At 52.8% G+C, this 16840-nt stretch carries 16 protein-coding genes and 1 other annotated feature; of the genes, 4 read left to right on the top strand and 12 right to left on the bottom strand.

The features are described from left to right. Nucleotides 1-47: 47 nt before the first annotated feature. From ACTVIM_RS04185 to ACTVIM_RS04165, 5 genes are all read right to left on the bottom strand, one after another. The gene (locus ACTVIM_RS04185) at nt 48-983 is read right to left on the bottom strand and encodes an ABC transporter ATP-binding protein (protein WP_033018853.1); all 936 of its coding nucleotides are present in this window, start codon (nt 981-983) and stop codon (nt 48-50) included. After that, on the bottom strand, nt 976-2037 hold the full coding sequence (locus ACTVIM_RS04180; protein WP_445613742.1) for an ABC transporter ATP-binding protein: 1062 nt from the start codon (nt 2035-2037) through the stop codon (nt 976-978). Before ACTVIM_RS04180 ends, ACTVIM_RS04185 begins: the two co-directional genes overlap by 8 nt. 21 nt (nt 2038-2058) lie before the next feature. After that, entirely contained in the window at nt 2059-3078 is a 1020-nt protein-coding gene (gene opp3C, locus ACTVIM_RS04175) for an oligopeptide ABC transporter permease (protein WP_033018855.1), read from the bottom strand. Then, entirely contained in the window at nt 3078-4007 is a 930-nt protein-coding gene (opp3b, locus tag ACTVIM_RS04170) for an oligopeptide ABC transporter permease (protein WP_033018856.1), read from the bottom strand. The genes opp3C and opp3b overlap by 1 nt, the downstream gene beginning before the upstream one ends. A gap of 471 nt (nt 4008-4478) precedes the next feature. Then, entirely contained in the window at nt 4479-6128 is a 1650-nt protein-coding gene (locus ACTVIM_RS04165) for an ABC transporter substrate-binding protein (protein ID WP_445613741.1), read from the bottom strand. 440 nt (nt 6129-6568) lie between these two features. On the opposite strand from ACTVIM_RS04165, the gene ACTVIM_RS04160 reads away from it, so the two are divergent. Together ACTVIM_RS04160 and trpS are read left to right on the top strand one after the other, a co-directional pair. Next, nucleotides 6569-6946 (top strand): DUF3899 domain-containing protein, encoded by a 378-nt coding sequence (locus ACTVIM_RS04160; RefSeq protein WP_033023703.1) that lies wholly within the window; start codon nt 6569-6571, stop codon nt 6944-6946. 51 nt (nt 6947-6997) lie between these two features. Then, nucleotides 6998-7230: a binding site (T-box leader), on the top strand. Nucleotides 7231-7281: 51 nt separating this feature from the next. Then, complete coding sequence (gene trpS, locus ACTVIM_RS04155; protein ID WP_445613740.1) at nt 7282-8268, top strand: tryptophan--tRNA ligase; 987 nt, start codon at nt 7282-7284, stop codon at nt 8266-8268. Nucleotides 8269-8312: 44 nt separating this feature from the next. Here trpS and ACTVIM_RS04150 read toward each other — a convergent pair whose 3' ends face one another. The 5 genes from ACTVIM_RS04150 to ACTVIM_RS04130 all read right to left on the bottom strand — a co-directional run bounded on the left by ACTVIM_RS04150 (nt 8313) and on the right by ACTVIM_RS04130 (nt 12027). Beyond that, the gene (locus tag ACTVIM_RS04150) at nt 8313-9053 is read right to left on the bottom strand and encodes a YjbA family protein (RefSeq protein ID WP_033018518.1); all 741 of its coding nucleotides are present in this window, start codon (nt 9051-9053) and stop codon (nt 8313-8315) included. 85 nt (nt 9054-9138) lie between these two features. Beyond that, nucleotides 9139-9345 (bottom strand): hypothetical protein, encoded by a 207-nt coding sequence (locus tag ACTVIM_RS04145; RefSeq protein ID WP_033018516.1) that lies wholly within the window; start codon nt 9343-9345, stop codon nt 9139-9141. A 99-nt stretch (nt 9346-9444) separates the two neighbouring features. Further along, nucleotides 9445-9651, bottom strand: coding sequence for a DUF2268 domain-containing putative Zn-dependent protease (locus ACTVIM_RS04140; protein ID WP_235207584.1), 207 nt, complete (start codon nt 9649-9651; stop codon nt 9445-9447). Between the two features lie 104 nt (nt 9652-9755). Next, nucleotides 9756-10994 (bottom strand): beta-ketoacyl-ACP synthase II, encoded by a 1239-nt coding sequence (fabF, locus tag ACTVIM_RS04135; protein ID WP_445613739.1) that lies wholly within the window; start codon nt 10992-10994, stop codon nt 9756-9758. Between the two features lie 100 nt (nt 10995-11094). After that, the gene (locus ACTVIM_RS04130; protein WP_033018513.1) at nt 11095-12027 is read right to left on the bottom strand and encodes a beta-ketoacyl-ACP synthase III; all 933 of its coding nucleotides are present in this window, start codon (nt 12025-12027) and stop codon (nt 11095-11097) included. A 719-nt stretch (nt 12028-12746) separates the two neighbouring features. Between ACTVIM_RS04130 and ACTVIM_RS04125 the strand changes: the two genes are divergently transcribed. Continuing rightward, nucleotides 12747-12995 (top strand): hypothetical protein, encoded by a 249-nt coding sequence (locus ACTVIM_RS04125; protein WP_033018512.1) that lies wholly within the window; start codon nt 12747-12749, stop codon nt 12993-12995. A gap of 194 nt (nt 12996-13189) precedes the next feature. Here the strand turns inward: ACTVIM_RS04125 and ACTVIM_RS04120 are convergent, their stop codons facing one another. Next, nucleotides 13190-13930, bottom strand: a complete 741-nt coding sequence (locus ACTVIM_RS04120; protein ID WP_445613737.1) for a hypothetical protein — start codon at nt 13928-13930, stop codon at nt 13190-13192. Nucleotides 13931-14067: 137 nt separating this feature from the next. Here ACTVIM_RS04120 and ACTVIM_RS04115 point away from each other — a divergent pair, with 137 nt between their 5' ends. Further along, nucleotides 14068-14256, top strand: coding sequence for a YjzD family protein (locus tag ACTVIM_RS04115; protein WP_445613735.1), 189 nt, complete (start codon nt 14068-14070; stop codon nt 14254-14256). A gap of 378 nt (nt 14257-14634) precedes the next feature. On the opposite strand, the gene ACTVIM_RS04110 is transcribed toward ACTVIM_RS04115, so the two are convergent. Then, nucleotides 14635-16755 (bottom strand): MMPL family transporter, encoded by a 2121-nt coding sequence (locus tag ACTVIM_RS04110; RefSeq protein ID WP_445613734.1) that lies wholly within the window; start codon nt 16753-16755, stop codon nt 14635-14637. Nucleotides 16756-16840 lie beyond the last annotated feature (85 nt).

Here is a 16840-nt window from a genome sequence, read left to right as displayed (position 1 = left end):
GGCGCAGAGACGGCGCTTTTTTTGGCGCTCGCCTGCCGGGCGACCGTTTAGGCGTACATCGCCCGGTATCGTTTGTATTCTTCTTCGGAGCAAAGCACAAAATGCCCCGGTGTAATTTCGCGAAATTCGAGCTCTTCACCGTCTTTGTAGCCATGCTGAGACGGATCATAAACGATCCGCCGGCGCGTTCGCTCCGTTTCCGGATCCGGAAGCGGAATGGCGGAAAGCAGCGCCTTGGTGTACGGATGGATCGGGTTGCGGTACAGCTCTTCTGATTCGGCCAGTTCGACCATTTTGCCGAAATACATGACCCCGATCCGGTCGCTGATGTATTTGACCATCGACAAGTCATGGGCGATAAACAAATACGTCAACCCTTTTTCGCGCTGCAGCCGCTTCAATAAGTTCACGACTTGCGCCTGGATCGAGACGTCAAGCGCGGAAATCGGCTCATCGGCGATGATGAACTCCGGCTCGACGGCCAGCGCCCGAGCGATGCCGATCCGCTGGCGTTGACCGCCGGAAAACTCGTGCGGGTAGCGGCTCGCGTGCTCACGGTTTAAACCGACCGTCTCCAGCAGCTCATAGACGCGCCGCATCCGCTCTTCTTTCGTTTTCGCCAGCCCATGAATGTCAATGCCTTCGGCGATAATATCGGCGACCGTCATCCGCGGATTGAGCGAGGCGTACGGGTCTTGGAAAATCATTTGCATTTTCCGGTTTAACTCTTTGAGCTCTTTTTTGGATTTCTTGCCGTGCACATTGACGCCGTTAAACAGCACTTCCCCTTCCGTCGCCTCATACAGCCGGATGATCGTCCGCCCGGTCGTCGACTTGCCGCAGCCTGACTCGCCGACCAATCCGAACGTTTCGCCTTTGTAAATATCGAATGTCACGCCGTCGACCGCTTTGACGACTTCACCGCGGCCAGCCGGGAAATATTGCTTTAAATTTTTCACTTCCAACAGCTTTTGTCTAGCCACGCGGGGTTCCTCCTTTCCGAGCGACGATCTCGGCGAACCGTTTCATCCGCTCGCGCACGATCGCCGGCGGCTCGACGTTCGGCGCCATCTCATGCAATAGCCATGTCGCCGCATAGTGAGTGTCCGACACCTGAAACATCGGCGGCTCGAGCTCATAGTCAATTTTGAGCGCGTACGGATTGCGCGGCGCGAACGCATCGCCTTTGGGCGGATTTAACAAATCGGGCGGCGAACCCGGGATCGAATACAGCTCTGTATCTTTATGGTCAAGGCTCGGCATCGAGGCGAGCAGTCCCCATGTGTACGGGTGTTTCGGATTATAAAAAATTTCGTCGACCGTGCCGATTTCCACGATTTTGCCCGCGTACATGACCGCAACGCGATCGGCCATGTTGGCGACGACCCCTAAATCGTGGGTGATGAAAATAATCGACATGCCAAGTTTTTTCTGAATGTCTTTCATCAGCTCCAAAATTTGTGCCTGAATCGTCACATCCAGCGCGGTCGTCGGTTCATCGGCGATCAAAATTTTCGGATTGCACGCTAAGGCGATGGCGATCACCACGCGCTGGCGCATCCCGCCGGAAAATTGGTGCGGGTATTGCTTCATGCGCAGCTCGGCGTTTTTAATGCCGACCAGCTGCAACAGTTCGATCGCCCGTTTGCGCGCTTCGTCTTTTGACAGCTTTTGATGTTTTAAAATCGCTTCCATAATTTGCTTTCCGATCGTCATCGTCGGATTGAGCGATGTCATCGGGTCTTGGAAAATCATTGAAATTTTCGCACCGCGAATCGATTGCATGTCTTTCTCAGACAGCTTCGTCAAGTCTTTCCCTTCAAATAAAATTTCCCCTTGCTTGATTCGGCTCGGCGGCGTTGGCAACAGGCGCATGAGCGCTTTGGACGTCACTGATTTCCCAGACCCTGACTCGCCGACAATCGCCAACGTTTCCCCTTTATACAAGTCGAAGGTGACCCCGCGGACGGCTTGCACTTCGCCGGCGTGGATGTCGAAAGAAACATGCAAATCGTTTACCTGCAAAATTTTCTCCATCGGTTTCACCCCTTCCGTTCCTTATTTGCGCATTTTCGGGTCCAACGCATCGCGGATTCCGTCAGCCACCAAGTTGAAGCTCAAAATGAGCAAGCTGATGACGACCGCTGGAATGATCATCAAGTGCGGATACGTTTGAATCGACTTATACCCATCGTTGACAAGCGAACCGAGCGACGCTTCCGGCGGGCGGATGCCAAGGCCGATAAAGCTCAAAAACGCCTCGGTGAAGATGGCTGATGGAATCGTGAACATCGTCGTGATGATAATCGGGCCGATGACGTTCGGAATCAAATGTTTGAAAATAAGCCGCGATGTCGGCGCCCCGAGCGTCCGTGCCGCCAACACATATTCCATGTTCTTTAATTTCAACACTTGCCCGCGCACGATCCGCGCCATCGTCGTCCAACCGGTAATAACCATCGCCAAAGTGATGGAAATGATTCCGGGTTCAAAAATCAAAATGAACAAAATGACCACGATCAAATACGGAATACCGTTTAAAATTTCGATAATTCGCTGCATCACATTGTCGACGCGGCCGCCATAGTAGCCGGAAATGCCGCCGTACGCAATCCCGATCAATAAGTCGATCAATGCGGCCAGCAAGCCGATATAAAGGGAGATGCGCGTGCCGTACCACGTTCTCACCCACAAGTCGCGCCCTAAGTCATCCGTGCCAAACCAATAATACTCTTTGACACCGCGCTGTTTATACACATCAACGCCGTTTGCATCCCGGCCGTCAAACGGAAGCCAATGAACATGTTCAAGCACCGGGATTTTCGGCGGAAGTTTCGCATGCCGCAAGTTTTGCTCCTTGTACGTCCGGTCGCTCACCATCGGGGCGATGATCGCCATGAGCGTCAGAATGATAATCATCACAAGCCCGACGATCGCTGCTTTATTTTCGCGAAGGCGAAGCCAAGCATCCTGCCAAAACGTCAAACTCGGACGATTGATCTTCTCCTGCTCACCGACGTTCGGCGGGGCGGGCTGAAACCAATCCGATGAAAGTTGTTCATAGTTTTGTTTCGCCATTATTTTTTCCCTCCCGCTAACCGGATGCGTGGATCGACAATCCCATACAACACGTCAACGATAAAGACAGCCAAAATCAACAAAGCCGAATAAAACAACGTCGTGCCCATAATGACAGGATAATCGTTCAGTTCGATCGAGCGAACAAACTGCTCCCCAAGGCCAGGGACAGCAAACAATTTCTCAATCACCAACGTTCCAGTCATTAAATTGACCGTCATCGGGCCTAAAATCGTAATGACAGGAATGAGCGAGTTGCGAATGGCATGTTTGAGAATAACCCCCGCTTGGCTAATCCCTTTCGCTCGAGCGGTCAAAATATAATCAGAGCTCAACACCTCAAGCATCTCGGTGCGCATAAAGCGGGCGATGCTGGCGATGACCCCAACAGACAGCGCCAAGGTCGGAAGAATGGTATATTTGAAGCCTTCCCAAAACGCTACCGGGAGCAACTGCCATTTCACAGCGATAAAGTATTGCAAAAATCCCCCAAGCACAAACGATGGGATGGAGGCGCCCAATACGGCAATGACTGTCGCCGTATAATCTTCCCAGCGATTGTGGCGAATCGCCGCGACAATTCCGAGAATCAACCCGACGATCGTCCCAAAAACGATCGCCTGAAACCCGAGCTGGGCCGACGGGCCGATTCGGTCGCTGATCAGTTCCGTCACCGGACGGTTGTCATATTGGAACGATACGCCGAGATCGCCTTTGAGCAAATTCCCTAAATAGAGCATGTACTGAACAGGAACAGGCTTATCCAATCCGTATTCTTTTAAAATCAACGCCTTTTGCTCCGGCGTCAGCTTTTCTTGGTTTTGCAGCGGCGAGCCGGGCAGCAGCTTCATCAAAAAGAACGTCAGCGTGGCGATAATGAACAATGTAACGACCATATAAACGAACCGTTGAAGCGTATATCGCGCCATGGACGCACCTCCTCTGCTTTTCTTGGAAAATCCCACACACAACGGTAATAAGGATGTTCAACCCCTGGTTTAGGGCAGCTCGCTGCCCATGGATCTTTCTGTGAAAATGCCGCACGGGCGCGGGATTTTCATCCCCCGGGTGGAGGGCAAAATGTTGCCCATGGGCCTTTTCTGTGAAAATCCCCTCGGCAAGCGTTGATTTTCATCCCCGAGTGGAGGGCAAATCACACTGCCCATGGAACGTTCAGTGAAAACCGCCCATACCTTCATCAATCGTTTCGATGTTGGGGCAGGGCAGGACGTTGCCCATGAGACGTTTCTTTGACCGCCCCACGCCGTTTGTCATCATTTTCATGACCTGTGCGCTTTTTTAATCTTCGCTGTTTTTCGACATTTTTCGCCTTGGCAGGCAAAAGGAGAGTATATGCTTTGTGCATATACTCTCCTCCGCATTTTCAAGAGAACAATGGATTACTCGACATACGCCCATTTCAAGCTGTAGTCGGCGCCGAACGTGTGCGTGACGAAATCTTTGACGTATTCACGTTGCACATACGCAGCGCCGCGTTGATACAGCGGAGCGATCGGCATTCCTTCAAAGACGATTTTCTCGGCTTTCAGCATAGCATCCCAACGAGCTTGTAGATCGTTGGCAAGCGTTGTTTGCGCGTCTTTGATTAACTTGTCATACTCGGCATTCGACCAGCCGGTTTCATTGTGCGGGCTTGTCGATGTCCAGAGCTGCAGGAACGTCATCGGGTCTTGATAGTCCGGACCCCAGCCGGAGAACGACAAATCATATTGCATATTGCTTTCGAGCTTCAGCTTTTGCGCAAACGGTTGCTGTTTGATGTTAATCGTCAAGCCCGGCAAGTTTTTCTCGAGCTGTTCTTTTACATACTCGCCGATTTTCTTCGCGCTGTCGGTGTCATAGTTCAGCAGCTCGACCGTGAATTTGTCTTTGCCCAGCTCTTTTTTCGCTTGCTCCCACAGTTTTTTCGCTTCATCCGGATTGTAATTGACCAAATCGCCGTTTACATCGCGGAAATCTTTGCCATCCGGACCGGTGACGAAGTCTTTCGGGACGGCGAACTTCGCCGGGATCGAACCGTTGTTCAGCAGCGTGTCAACCATCGCTTGCGTGTCGATGGCCATCGCGATCGCTTTGCGGGCGTTGACGTTGTTCAACGGTTCTTTTTTCGTGTTCATGCGCAGCCAGTAGAGCGACGGATCCAATTTCGTGTGGAAGTTTTTGTCGTTTTTGTACTTGTCCACGAACTCCGCGGTCAGGCCGACGCGGTCCGCTTGTTTCGTTTCATACAAGTTGACGGCTGTCGCTGTGTCTTTGACGACTTTGACATTGACTTTTTCGAGCTTCACTGTGTCTTTGTCCCAATAGTTCGGGTTTTTCGTGTAAACCCAGCCTTGTTCGTGCTTCCACTCGCTCAACACGAACGGGCCGTTGTACAGCGTCGTGTTGGCTTCAAGACCGTATTTGTTACCCTGCGCTTTTACAAACTTTTCGTTTTGCGGCATGAACGTGCCGAACGCTGTCAAGCCGACGAAATACGGAACGGCGTTTTTCAGCTCGACTTTGAGCGTGTAGTTATCAAGAGCTTTGACGCCGACTTGGTCAAGCGGCACTCTGCCTGTGTTGGCTTCTTCCGCGTTTTTAATGTCGTACATAATGTACGCGTATTCCGATTTCGTTTTCGGATCGAGCGCGCGCTTCCAAGCGAATTCGAAGTCGTGCGCCGTCACCGGATCGCCGTTCGACCACTTCGCGTCTTTGCGAAGCTTGAACGTGTACGTTTTGCCGTCGTTGCTCACTTCATAGCTTTCCGCTACTCCCGGCACCGGTTTGTTGTCTTTGCCTAAGCGGTACAAACCTTCCATGACGTTGTTCAAAACGATAAACGATACTTGGTCGGTAGCGAGCGCCGAATCAAGCGACGGGATCTCCTGACTTTCAAGCAAATTCAGCACTTGCTCCTTCTTTGTCGCCGGTTTTTCATCGCCCTTACCACTTTGGGCATTGTTGTTGTCCTTGCCGCCACACGCCGCTAAAAACGTCGACAGCGCTAGAAGCAGGACGAGGAAGAATGAAAATCGCTTCTTCACTAAAAACCCCCCTTTAAAGGTTATGTATTGTATTACAAATCTTCTGAACCATTTGATTTCAGAAGATTGTACTTACATGCTTTATTATACCTCGTGTTAGTATACTTGAAAAGAATTTTTTTATTTTCTTAAATAAAAATTTTCGAATTACTTATGATCCAAAACAAAGCGCCGCATCCTTATCAAGATGGATTGTACCTAGTTTTGTCCCCTTTGTAAATAAAAAATTTCTGTCAATGATTAGGAAAACGCTTACAATATAACTTTCCTCCGGCTGCCGCGAGCGCTTGATTTAGACCGATTCGACCATTTTTATTTTTCTTTCTGTTTTTTGATATAATTTTGTCAATCAAGCTGACCACCTTGTTTCGAACGCGAACCAAACGAACGCCGGATATGATAAAATAAGGGCAACGACTGACAAGGCGAGGGGAAGGATGATGAAACAGACCGCGGTTCGAACCGGATGGCTCATCGCCGCCATGATGGCAGCCGGTGCGCTCATCGTCGCTTGGCAAGGGGCATGGACGGCTGTCGCCTTCATTAACGCCACCTTTTTGCTCTCTTTGGTGCCGCTGTCATTGGGGGGGCTTTTGTTTGTTTATGAACGCGGGTTTTTCAGCGGATTTGCGTATGGATTCCAAAAATGGCGCAAAAGCGCCGGGACAAAGGCGGAGCGGTATCTTGAAGAAGCGGCCGCGGAGCAGGAATTCGCACAACCGCCCGGCCCGCGGCGTTTTGCGGTCACTTATCCGCTTCTTTTGTCCGGACTCCTTCTGTTTCTCGCGATGATCGCCGCCGGATACGCCGTGCAATAAAGGTTGCAACAGCTGAATGGTTTCCGTATAATATAAAGCAAATCGAAAACCAATCGAGCGATGAGAAAGAAAAGTACATATGGCGATGCCTTCAGAGAGCTTGTGGACGGTGCGAACAAGCGGCTAGCCATATGGAATGGGCTTTCGAGCTTCCCGCCGAACCGGCGACGCAGTAGGCGAGGACGTTCCTCCACGTTACAGGAGGCCATGCGTGAGGCATGGGCTAAGCGATTGCGCTATGGGCGCAATAAGTAGGGTGGCACCGCGGTCCTACCGTCCCTATCCATGGGAGGGAAAGGACCGTTTTTATTTTTGTCTTAAGGGAGTGAAAAGCGATGAAAACGATTTTTTCTGGCATTCAGCCAAGCGGCGTCATCACCCTTGGCAATTATATCGGAGCGCTGCGGCAGTTTGTCGAGCTGCAGCATGAATACAACTGCTATTTTTGCATCGTTGATCAACACGCCATTACCGTTCCGCAAGACCCCGACCAATTGCAGCAAAACATTCGCCGCCTCGCCGCCCTCTATTTGGCAGTCGGCATCGACCCTGCGCAGGCGACGCTGTTCATCCAGTCCGAAGTGCCGGCGCACGCTCAAGCGGCTTGGATGCTGCAGTGCCTCGTTTATGTCGGCGAACTGGAACGGATGACGCAATTTAAAGAAAAATCGGCCGGCAAAGAGGCGGTCAGCGCCGGGCTGCTCACGTACCCGCCGCTGATGGCCGCCGACATTTTGCTTTATAACACCGACATCGTCCCGGTCGGCGATGACCAAAAACAGCATATTGAATTGACGCGCGATCTAGCCGAGCGCTTCAACAAACGGTACGGCGAGCTGTTCACGATTCCCGAGGCGCGCATTCCGAAAGTCGGCGCCCGCATTATGTCGCTCGTCGAGCCGACGAAAAAAATGAGCAAATCCGACCCGAACCCGAAAGCGTACATTACACTGCTTGACGACGCGAAAACGATCGAGAAGAAAATCAAAAGCGCCGTCACCGACTCGGAAGGGACGATCCGCTACGATAAAGAGGCAAAGCCGGGCATTTCGAACTTGCTCCATATTTATTCAACGTTATCGGGCCAGCCGATCGAGGAGTTGGAGCGGCAATACGAAGGAAAAGGGTACGGCGTCTTTAAAGCCGACCTCGCTCAAGTGGTCATCGAGACGCTCCGGCCGATTCAAGAGCGATATCACCAATGGATGGAAAGCGAGAAGCTTGACCGCGTGTTGGACGAAGGGGCGGAAAAAGCCAATCGGGTGGCAGCGGAAATGGTGCGCAAAATGGAGCAAGCCATGGGGCTTGGGCGTCGGCGGTAACGCCGGACAAAAAACGGGCGGGCGCTAAGCGCCTTCGCCCGTTTTTAATTCACCTTTGGTTCTTGCTCCATTTCCCACAACTTTTCGAAAAACGGCTGTCCCTTGATCAAGTGTTCGCATAGCTGCTCGTGGCGCTTGGACCAACCGTGCTTCGTTTCTTCATACAGCCGCGTCCACGCTTCTTCAAACGACATTTTTTGAATATCGGCGTATTTTTCCGGCGCCCATTCCGTATACCAATACCGCACTTCGGCGCCGTTTTTTGTCGAATACAGCTGATCAAGCGCCATAAACAGCAGCTGCTTCAGCTGTCGCTCCTTGCGCGTTAACCCCCACATCAGTTCCGGCGCGGGAGATAAAATATGGTATTCTTTGTTGTATTCGGGCAGCGGATAGTCCCGTTCTTCGGCCTCGGCCACCATCTCATAGACAAGTTGTTCCTGCCGGGGGATCAGGCGGCTTTTGCGAATCGGAATATGGTAGCCGATCGTATCCACCGCCAAAATGCCGGCCCCATCGGTCACAATGAAACAATAATCTAACGGAATGCGCTCATGGTTTTTGCGCACATACGCTTTTTGATACACATCATCTAGCAATGGTTTGGGAAGATCAGACAGACTGTTTTCGATATAATGGAACAGAGCCGGGGTCACTTTTAGCAGCGGCACTTGGTCGAGCAGCTCGATTTGATCGTCCTTGCGCCATTCGTGAAAATGGCAGACGTTGTATCCGTTCTCTTCGCCTTCAAACCAGTTCACCCAGATGTCATGCAAGCAAAGCATGTGATACCCCTCACTTCCAGACGTGTTTGTCCATCAGTATAGGCAGAGGGGCAGAATTTTATTCCATTTCGTCCTCTTTTCCCCACTACGAGCCGCGGCTTGGAAACGATAAACTTCCCCAGATGAAAAGCAGGCCGATCGGCAGCAAATAACATTCGGGCCGCCTAGCAATGTAAACCCAATAGTCGCAAAAGCCGCGCTCAGGAGTGAGGAGGTTTAAATAGGCGATCGCCATCATGCCGCCGACGACGGAAAAACCGAAGCCGACCAAATAAAAAAACAGGCGGACCATCGGGCTTCCCTTCCTTCTTGTCCACTTTCCTCGTTTTACATATATGTCGGCTTTGTGGACAACATGACTGTTCGTTTGCCGCTCCGATGGACAACCTGCTTATTCAGCGTCGGCAAAGCCAGCTAAGGCAGCGATTTGCCTTGCTTCTATCCCCATTAACTCCGTCAACAAATGCCCTCGCTCAAGACAGCGGCGAACGATGGCGTACCCCACCGCATAGCCGCCCATGTTCGGATACGAGCCAAGCCCGTACAAAAGCCGGGCGCTAAGCGGATGCGAGGCGGAAACGTCCGGGTTGGGGGCGATGTAGCGGCGCCAAAACGGTTCGATTTCGCGTTCGCTAACGGTGAAGCGGACCGCCGTTCATCAGGCTTGGCAGTTCCGCTCCGTTCAGGCTCTCCGTTTCTCAATTACCGATAGTTTTTAAAAATCAATGTCGCGTTATGGCCGCCAAATCCAAACGAATTGCTTAACACCGCCCGCACCTCTTGTTTCCGCGCTTCATTCGGCACATAGTCGAGGTCGCATTCCGGATCGGGCGTTTCATAGTTGATTGTCGGCGGAATGACGCCGTCGCGGATCGCCAATACGGAGAAAATCGCCTCCACGGCGCCCGTCGCCCCGAGCAAATGACCGGTCATCGATTTGGTCGAGCTGACCGCCAGCCGATACGCATGATCGCCGAACACTTCCTTGATCGCCGCCGTCTCATATTTGTCATTGTACTCCGTGCTCGTGCCGTGGGCATTGATGTAATCGATGTCCTCGGGCTTCAAGCCGGCATCTTGCAGCGCCTGGCGCATCGCCCGCACGCCGCCCTCGCCGCCCGGCGCCGGCGCGGTGATATGGTACGCATCGGCCGTCGCGCCGTAGCCGACAATTTCCGCGTAAATCTTCGCACCGCGGCGCAGCGCGTGCTCCAATTCCTCAAGAACGACGATGCCGGCCCCCTCTCCCATGACGAACCCATCGCGATGTTTGTCAAACGGACGGCTCGCTGTTTTCGGGTCTGGATTGGTGGAGAGAGCCGTATTCGCGCAAAAGCCGGCGAATGACATTTTCGTAATCGGCGCTTCCGTCCCGCCGGCGATCATGACATCGGCGTCACCGCGCTGAATGACTTTAAACGCATCGCCAATCGAGTTGGCTCCGGTCGCACAAGCGGTGACCGTGCAGGAGTTGATCCCTTTTGCGCCCAAGAGGATCGACACTTGTCCGGCCGCCATGTCCGGAATCATCATCGGCACGAAAAACGGGCTCACTCGCCGATAGCCGCGCTGCTGGAAAATTTCAAACTGCTGTTCAAACGTCTCCATGCCGCCGATGCCTGAACCGATCCAGACGCCGATTCGCTCGGCGTTTTGTTCGTTGATTTCCAGTCGGGCGTCTTTCACCGCCATAAGCGCCGCCGCGACGGCGAATTGGGTAAAGCGGTCCATCTTCCGCGCTTCCCGGCGATCGATGAACAACGAGGGGTCAAAATCTTTCACTTCCGCTGCCACTTTGGCCGGAAAGTCATCCGGATTCACGCGAGTGACGATATCAATGCCCGACTGGCCGGCAACAATGTTTTTCCACGTTGTTTCCACATCGTTTCCAAGCGGGGTAACCGCCCCGAGCCCGGTCACGACGACTCGTTTTTTTTCCATCGCTCCGTCTCTCCTTTGTGCAAAATGTCTGCGAGCTCAACGTTCGAGGAAGGGAAACCGTCCGACCGTTCCACTGTCCCTACGCAAAATGTCTGCGAGCTCACCGCCCCCAACGCAAGGCGATCGCGCCCCACGTTAGCCCGCCGCCGAAACCGACCATGACGATGACGTCATCATCATGAATGCGGCCTGCCTCGAGCTCCTCGACAAGCGAAATCGGAATCGAAGCCGCCGATGTGTTTCCATAGCGGCGTATCGTCGTCGATATTTTTTCTTCCGGCAGCTCCAAGCGCTGTCGAGCCGCTTCAACAATGCGAATATTCGCTTGATGCGGAATGAGAAAATCGACATCCTCTTTCGCCAGTCCCGCTTTCTCTAGAACGCGGACGCTCGATTCCCCCATTTGCCTGACCGCAAATTTAAACACTTCTCGGCCGTTCATGACAATATATTCGTCCTTGTATAAATATTTTCCTCCTGTCCCATCGGCCCCCAATTCAAACGACAGCATGCCGCGCCCCGACGACACCGGTCCCATGACAACTGCTCCAGCCCCGTCGCCAAACAACACAGCGGTGTTGCGGTCGCTCCAGTCGGTAATTTTCGACAATTTGTCTGCTCCCACTATTAATATATACCGATACACTCCCGTGTCAATAAATTGAGCGGCCGTTACCATCCCGTACATAAATCCGGCGCAGGCGGCGCTCAAATCCATCGCTGCCGCCTTCACCGCTCCCAGCCGCTCTTGGATCATGCAAGAAACAGATGGAAACGGCCGATCCGGCGTAACGGTCGCCACTATAATCAAATCGATGTCCTTCGCCTCAATGCCGGCGTTACGAAGCGCCCGCTCCGCGGCAAAATACGCCATATCGGACGTATCGATGTGATCCGGGGCAATGCGGCGCTCCTCAATCCCTGTACGCGTCCGAATCCATTCATCGGATGTATCCATCATTTGTTCAAGATCAAAGTTGGTCAACACCCGCTCCGGCACGTAACGGCCGACACCGATAATTCCTGCTCCCATACCATCCATCTCCTTTTTCTTTCCAAAATATCCCCCATTGCCGAACGAATGAGCATGTACGATCAATCCACATCACCAATTATTATTACTTGGTACTAATTTTAGCGGAAAGAGGGCGGCAATGCAATAGGAAAAACACCGTCCGCCAAGGGATGGAACCCGTTCGTCCCCTTCTGACGCACGTTCTCCATGCGGAAACAGCCCGCCACCACGAACCAAAAAACAGCGCGGTTGGACACAACAGCTAGGAGCGCGGTGAAAAACGGCCGTCTCCCTTACTCAATGGGGGAATGGGCGAAAAGCAGGATCGATGCAACAAGGTTTTTCCAATTGAGAAATGACATGGTAAAGCCCTATCCATGATGAAATCACCAGACTCCTAGAAGGCTGGTGAAAAACGGTTGTTTCTCTTGAGCAATGGGGGAATGTTTGAAAGACGATTCTGATGCGCTAGGACTTTTCTATTTGAGAAACGGGCTTGATAAGCGGCTTGCCCCCTTAAATCACCGGCTTCCTAGAAGGCTGGTGAAAAACAGTGGTTTCCTTTGGTCGATGAATAAAAGTGTGCGGTGTTGCAAGGCTTTTCTATTTGAGAAACGATGCTAGGAAGCGGTGTGCACGCTTTCATCACCATCCCCCTAGGACGATGGTCCAAACCGTTTTTCCCGCTTTCCCATACGATAACGGTAAGACGATCATCGAAAAAGGAGGAGATACGCATGGCCGACAGCCCAGCGTCAAAACCATCCAACAAGGCGACCGATCGTTTTTCCCGCCTGATGTTTCAACCTTTTCCGCCGCGGCGAGCAGAGCGGCAGGAAGAGACGGGGGAAAATGAAGCGCTCCCGCTGCCTGACATTGACTGGGTGAAGCTGTTTGATCAAGTTGGCGCGCTGACCGATTCGTTGCAGCAACTGAAACCGCTGATGAGAAAAATGACATCGCTTGTTGAGCTATTCAAAAAATAATTCAAAAGGTGCCCACTATTTGGCAGCGGGTCACCCTTTTTCCCTTCCCGTTCCTCTCCCGTTTTCGGGGCCTTTCTCTTCTTTATAAAATGGACAGCCTTTCAGCCCGATTGGTCGCTGTTCAAAAAGCGGCCCAACGTTGGCCGGCTGTTCTCCGCACCGGTCTGTGTTTTCCCATCCAGTGCGCTCTTTGATCACGGAAGCTCATTGTGCTGATGAAAAAAGCGAGCGATTTGCGCCGCAAGTTGGGGCCGCTTTTCCGGCAGTTCATCGATGATGCGCACATGGCGGTTGGTCGCTTTCATCCATTGCTCATATCTTCGGCCGTGCAAGGCAAATGGATACGGGCTCACACCGGAGAGTTGCCAAATGATCACAGGAACATCGTGCGGACTCAAGAACAGGGCGGGAACGGCCTCCGGCACTTCTTCTTCTTTCATGTCATACGCGAAGGCGATCTCTTTCACCATCCGCCGGTACATGAGCGGATGGTCCCGTTCATGATCAAGCTGGGCGCGAACATCAAGGCAAGGATTGATCATGGCGACCGCCCGCATTTGCCTTGGCATGACACTAAGCAGCTGCGAAGCGATGAGCGCGCCCATTCCTTCCGCGACGAGATAAATGCGCGAATTGACAATTTCACTTTTCAGCACGGAGTAAACGAGCTGGCGCGCCAGCCGAACCGCCTTTGGACTTCCCCAATGCCTTCCGTACAAATGGGACGAAAAGACCGTGTACCCGCGTTCGAGCCACTCCTCGAGCCATTGCCGCCGCGTCGGATGTTCCAGCCAAAAACTCGTCCGTTCGTTCACAAAATGGTCGCCATCGCCGATGACAAAAAGGGCAAATCCATTTGGGCGCTCCGGTATATGAACGATGCACCATTGCTCATCAAGTTGAAAAAACCGCTGTTGTCCTGCCATCGTTTCCATTCACCCTTGTTTTGGCAATGCATAATGGTACAGTATACGATATGTCCGGCGAAAAAAAAACGTCCGGGTATATGCCTATAGGCGTCATTTATGATAAGATAGAACAAGGAATGAGACAAAGATGGGAGGAGCAAAAAATGCGCCTATTCTGGACGTTTTTTTGGACGTTTTTGCTCGTGCAAATGGCCACCTACGTCATGAGCTCGATGCAAGGCATCAGCTACGATTTCGCGACCGGCGCGCTGCTCGGCGTGATCGTGACAGTTCTGATCATCGTGGTGGCAGCCCTGATTCCGGATGAACCAGCCGGAAATCACCATCATTAACCTTATGGCTTGTAAACGCACAAGAGCAAAGGAGAGGGTATCCCAAAAGGATCGGGATACCCTCTTTCGTTGCTCTATATACGTGCTGACTGTTTCTGCTGCACGATCGATCGTATCGATCTTGAAGGCAGACCACCTTTTCGTTCGACCCCTTGTTGGCGAATGGGCCCCTAACAGCCCATCCGCCTTCTTACATCCGAAGCCGAAAAATCTAACAGGAACCCGGTTTTTCCCTGCTTTCTTCATAGCCACATATTCGAACGCCCCGGTTTCCGTCTCCGGCCGCTCCCTTCCTTTCTCGAGTTGGCGATGAAGCGAGCCGCTCGATTGAACATGGCCAGAATCATCCGGATGGCTATAGCGAAACGCGCCGGATGATCAGCTATTTCCGGGCTGCGGACGTTCCGTGCGCTCCTTTTCCAACCAAACGATCAGCCCCGGCAGCAACATGCCGCGAATCAAAAACGTATCCAGCAAAATGCCGATGGCCACAAGAAAGCCAAACACGAACAATAGCTGAACCGGCTGCGTCATCAGCACGGCAAACGTCGCCGCCAAAATGAGGCCGGCCGACGAAATGACACCGCCAGTGTGGGCGACCGCTCGCTCAACCGCCCCCTTGACGGAATGGGTTCGCCACTCTTCTTGAAAGCGCGACACGAGTATGATGTTATAGTCAATGCCAAGCGCCACCAAAAAGACAAACGCATAAATGGGCACGCGGTCGCTGACAGCGTTGATGTCAAACAGGCCGTCGGTGAGCCAAATGCCAAGACCAAGCGCGGACGCGAATGAGACAAGAATCGTGCCGATCATATACAGCGACCGCTTAACCGATTTTGTCAGCGCGAACAGCAAAAGGAAAATGAGAACCGTCTCCAGCGAAACGATGACAACGGTATCGCGATGGTTCAGCGCCCGCTCATCCACCTTCGCCGCCGTCTCTCCGGCGAAATAGAGACGTCCGTCAAGCCCGCTTTCGTTGAGAATCGTTTCTTTCCGCTCGATGATCCGTTCTAGCGCATCGAGCGTTTTCGCCTCGTACGGGTTTTCCCGAAACGTCAGCGTAAACGAGACGACCCGCCCGTCATCCGCCGTGCCGGCCGGGCGCACCTCACTGACAAGCGGCTGCTTTCCGAGTTCGTCCTGCAGCCGGGCAAGCTGTTGCGGGGACAGCGCCTCTTTTCCTTCATACAACACCGTTGTCGGCGCCAACTCCCCTTTGGCAAAATGCTTCTCGAGCAACTCATATCCTTGGCGTGACGGCATATCTTGCGGGAACGATTTGATCAAATCATACTCATAACGCAAAAAAGGCGAATGGCTAGCGAGCACCACTAACAGCGCTCCAATGACCGCTACAGTCAGACGCGGCTTGGCGGCGACAAAGCGAGCGACTGTTTCCCAAAACGTCCGTCTTCCCCTCGCTTTGTTCTCACCGACGCGCGGGATGTTCGGCCAAAACGCTTTGCGCCCAAACAACGTGAACAAGGCTGAAATCAACGTCACCGACGCGATCATAATGACGGCCATCGCCAGGGCGAACGTGGGGGCGAAATTGCGGTAATCGCCCAATTTCGCGAAAAACAACACGAGCATCGCCGCCAACACGGTGCCGCCGGAAAACAACACGGGCAGCCCGGTTTCGCGCATCGCCTGCCTCATCGCTTCCCACTTGTTCTCATGCCGTTTCAGCTCCTCGCGGTAGCGGGAAAAAATAAACAATGAGTAATCGGTAATTGCTGCGAACAGTAAAATGGACATGATCGACACCGTTTGTTTCGAGATGACGAGCCCCCCTCGCCCTAACAGCCCGAGCAGCTGCCCGACCACCCCGTACACCATCCCGGCGACGACAAGCGGAATCAGCGCCAAGAGCGGCGAGCGGTAAATGACGATCAGCAGCACTAAAATCAATCCGACCGTTGACAAGAGGAGGACGACATCCGCGCGCGAAAACAAGGCGAGCGTATCGGCCGCAATGCCGGCCGGTCCGGTAATATACAGTTTCATAGCGCTCTTGTTGTTGACCAGTTGCCGAATGTCTTTGTTCAACGCCTCGATCTCTTTCGATTCCAACGATCCTTTATACGTCACAGGAACGACAACGGTTTTCCCGTCTTTGGCGAAAAAGCTAGCAGCCGCTTGCGGCGGAAGAGAAGCGACCGGAACAAGCTTTTCAATCGCCTCTTGATGCTGCTGTTGAATTTGCATCAGCAAACGCTGCAGCGCGTCTTTGGAGACCGGTTCCTTTTCTGAGCGAAACACGAAAATAGCAGGAATGCCGTCATCGGCCTGAAAATACCGATCGACTTTCGCCTGCGCCACCATCGACTGCGCCTCTTTCGGCACCGTTTCGATGCTGGATGCTTCGTATTGCTTCACGTTGGGCGCCAATGCGGCTAATGCCCCGATCGCCGCCAGCCACAACGCCAACGTCCACCACATGCCTTTTGTTGTCGCCACCCAATCCGTGACAGCGCGCAGCCATCTGCTCATATCCATTCCCCCGTTTTTCCTAGTTTGCGCAAAGTGACACATTCGTCACTTTCAGCACAATTTCATGATAAGGGGAAAGTGACAC

The sequence above is a fragment of the Geobacillus sp. YF-1 genome (assembly GCF_052692335.1).
Note: the sequence above shows the minus strand (reverse complement) of the source record. Positions and strands in the feature narration are given on the sequence as shown.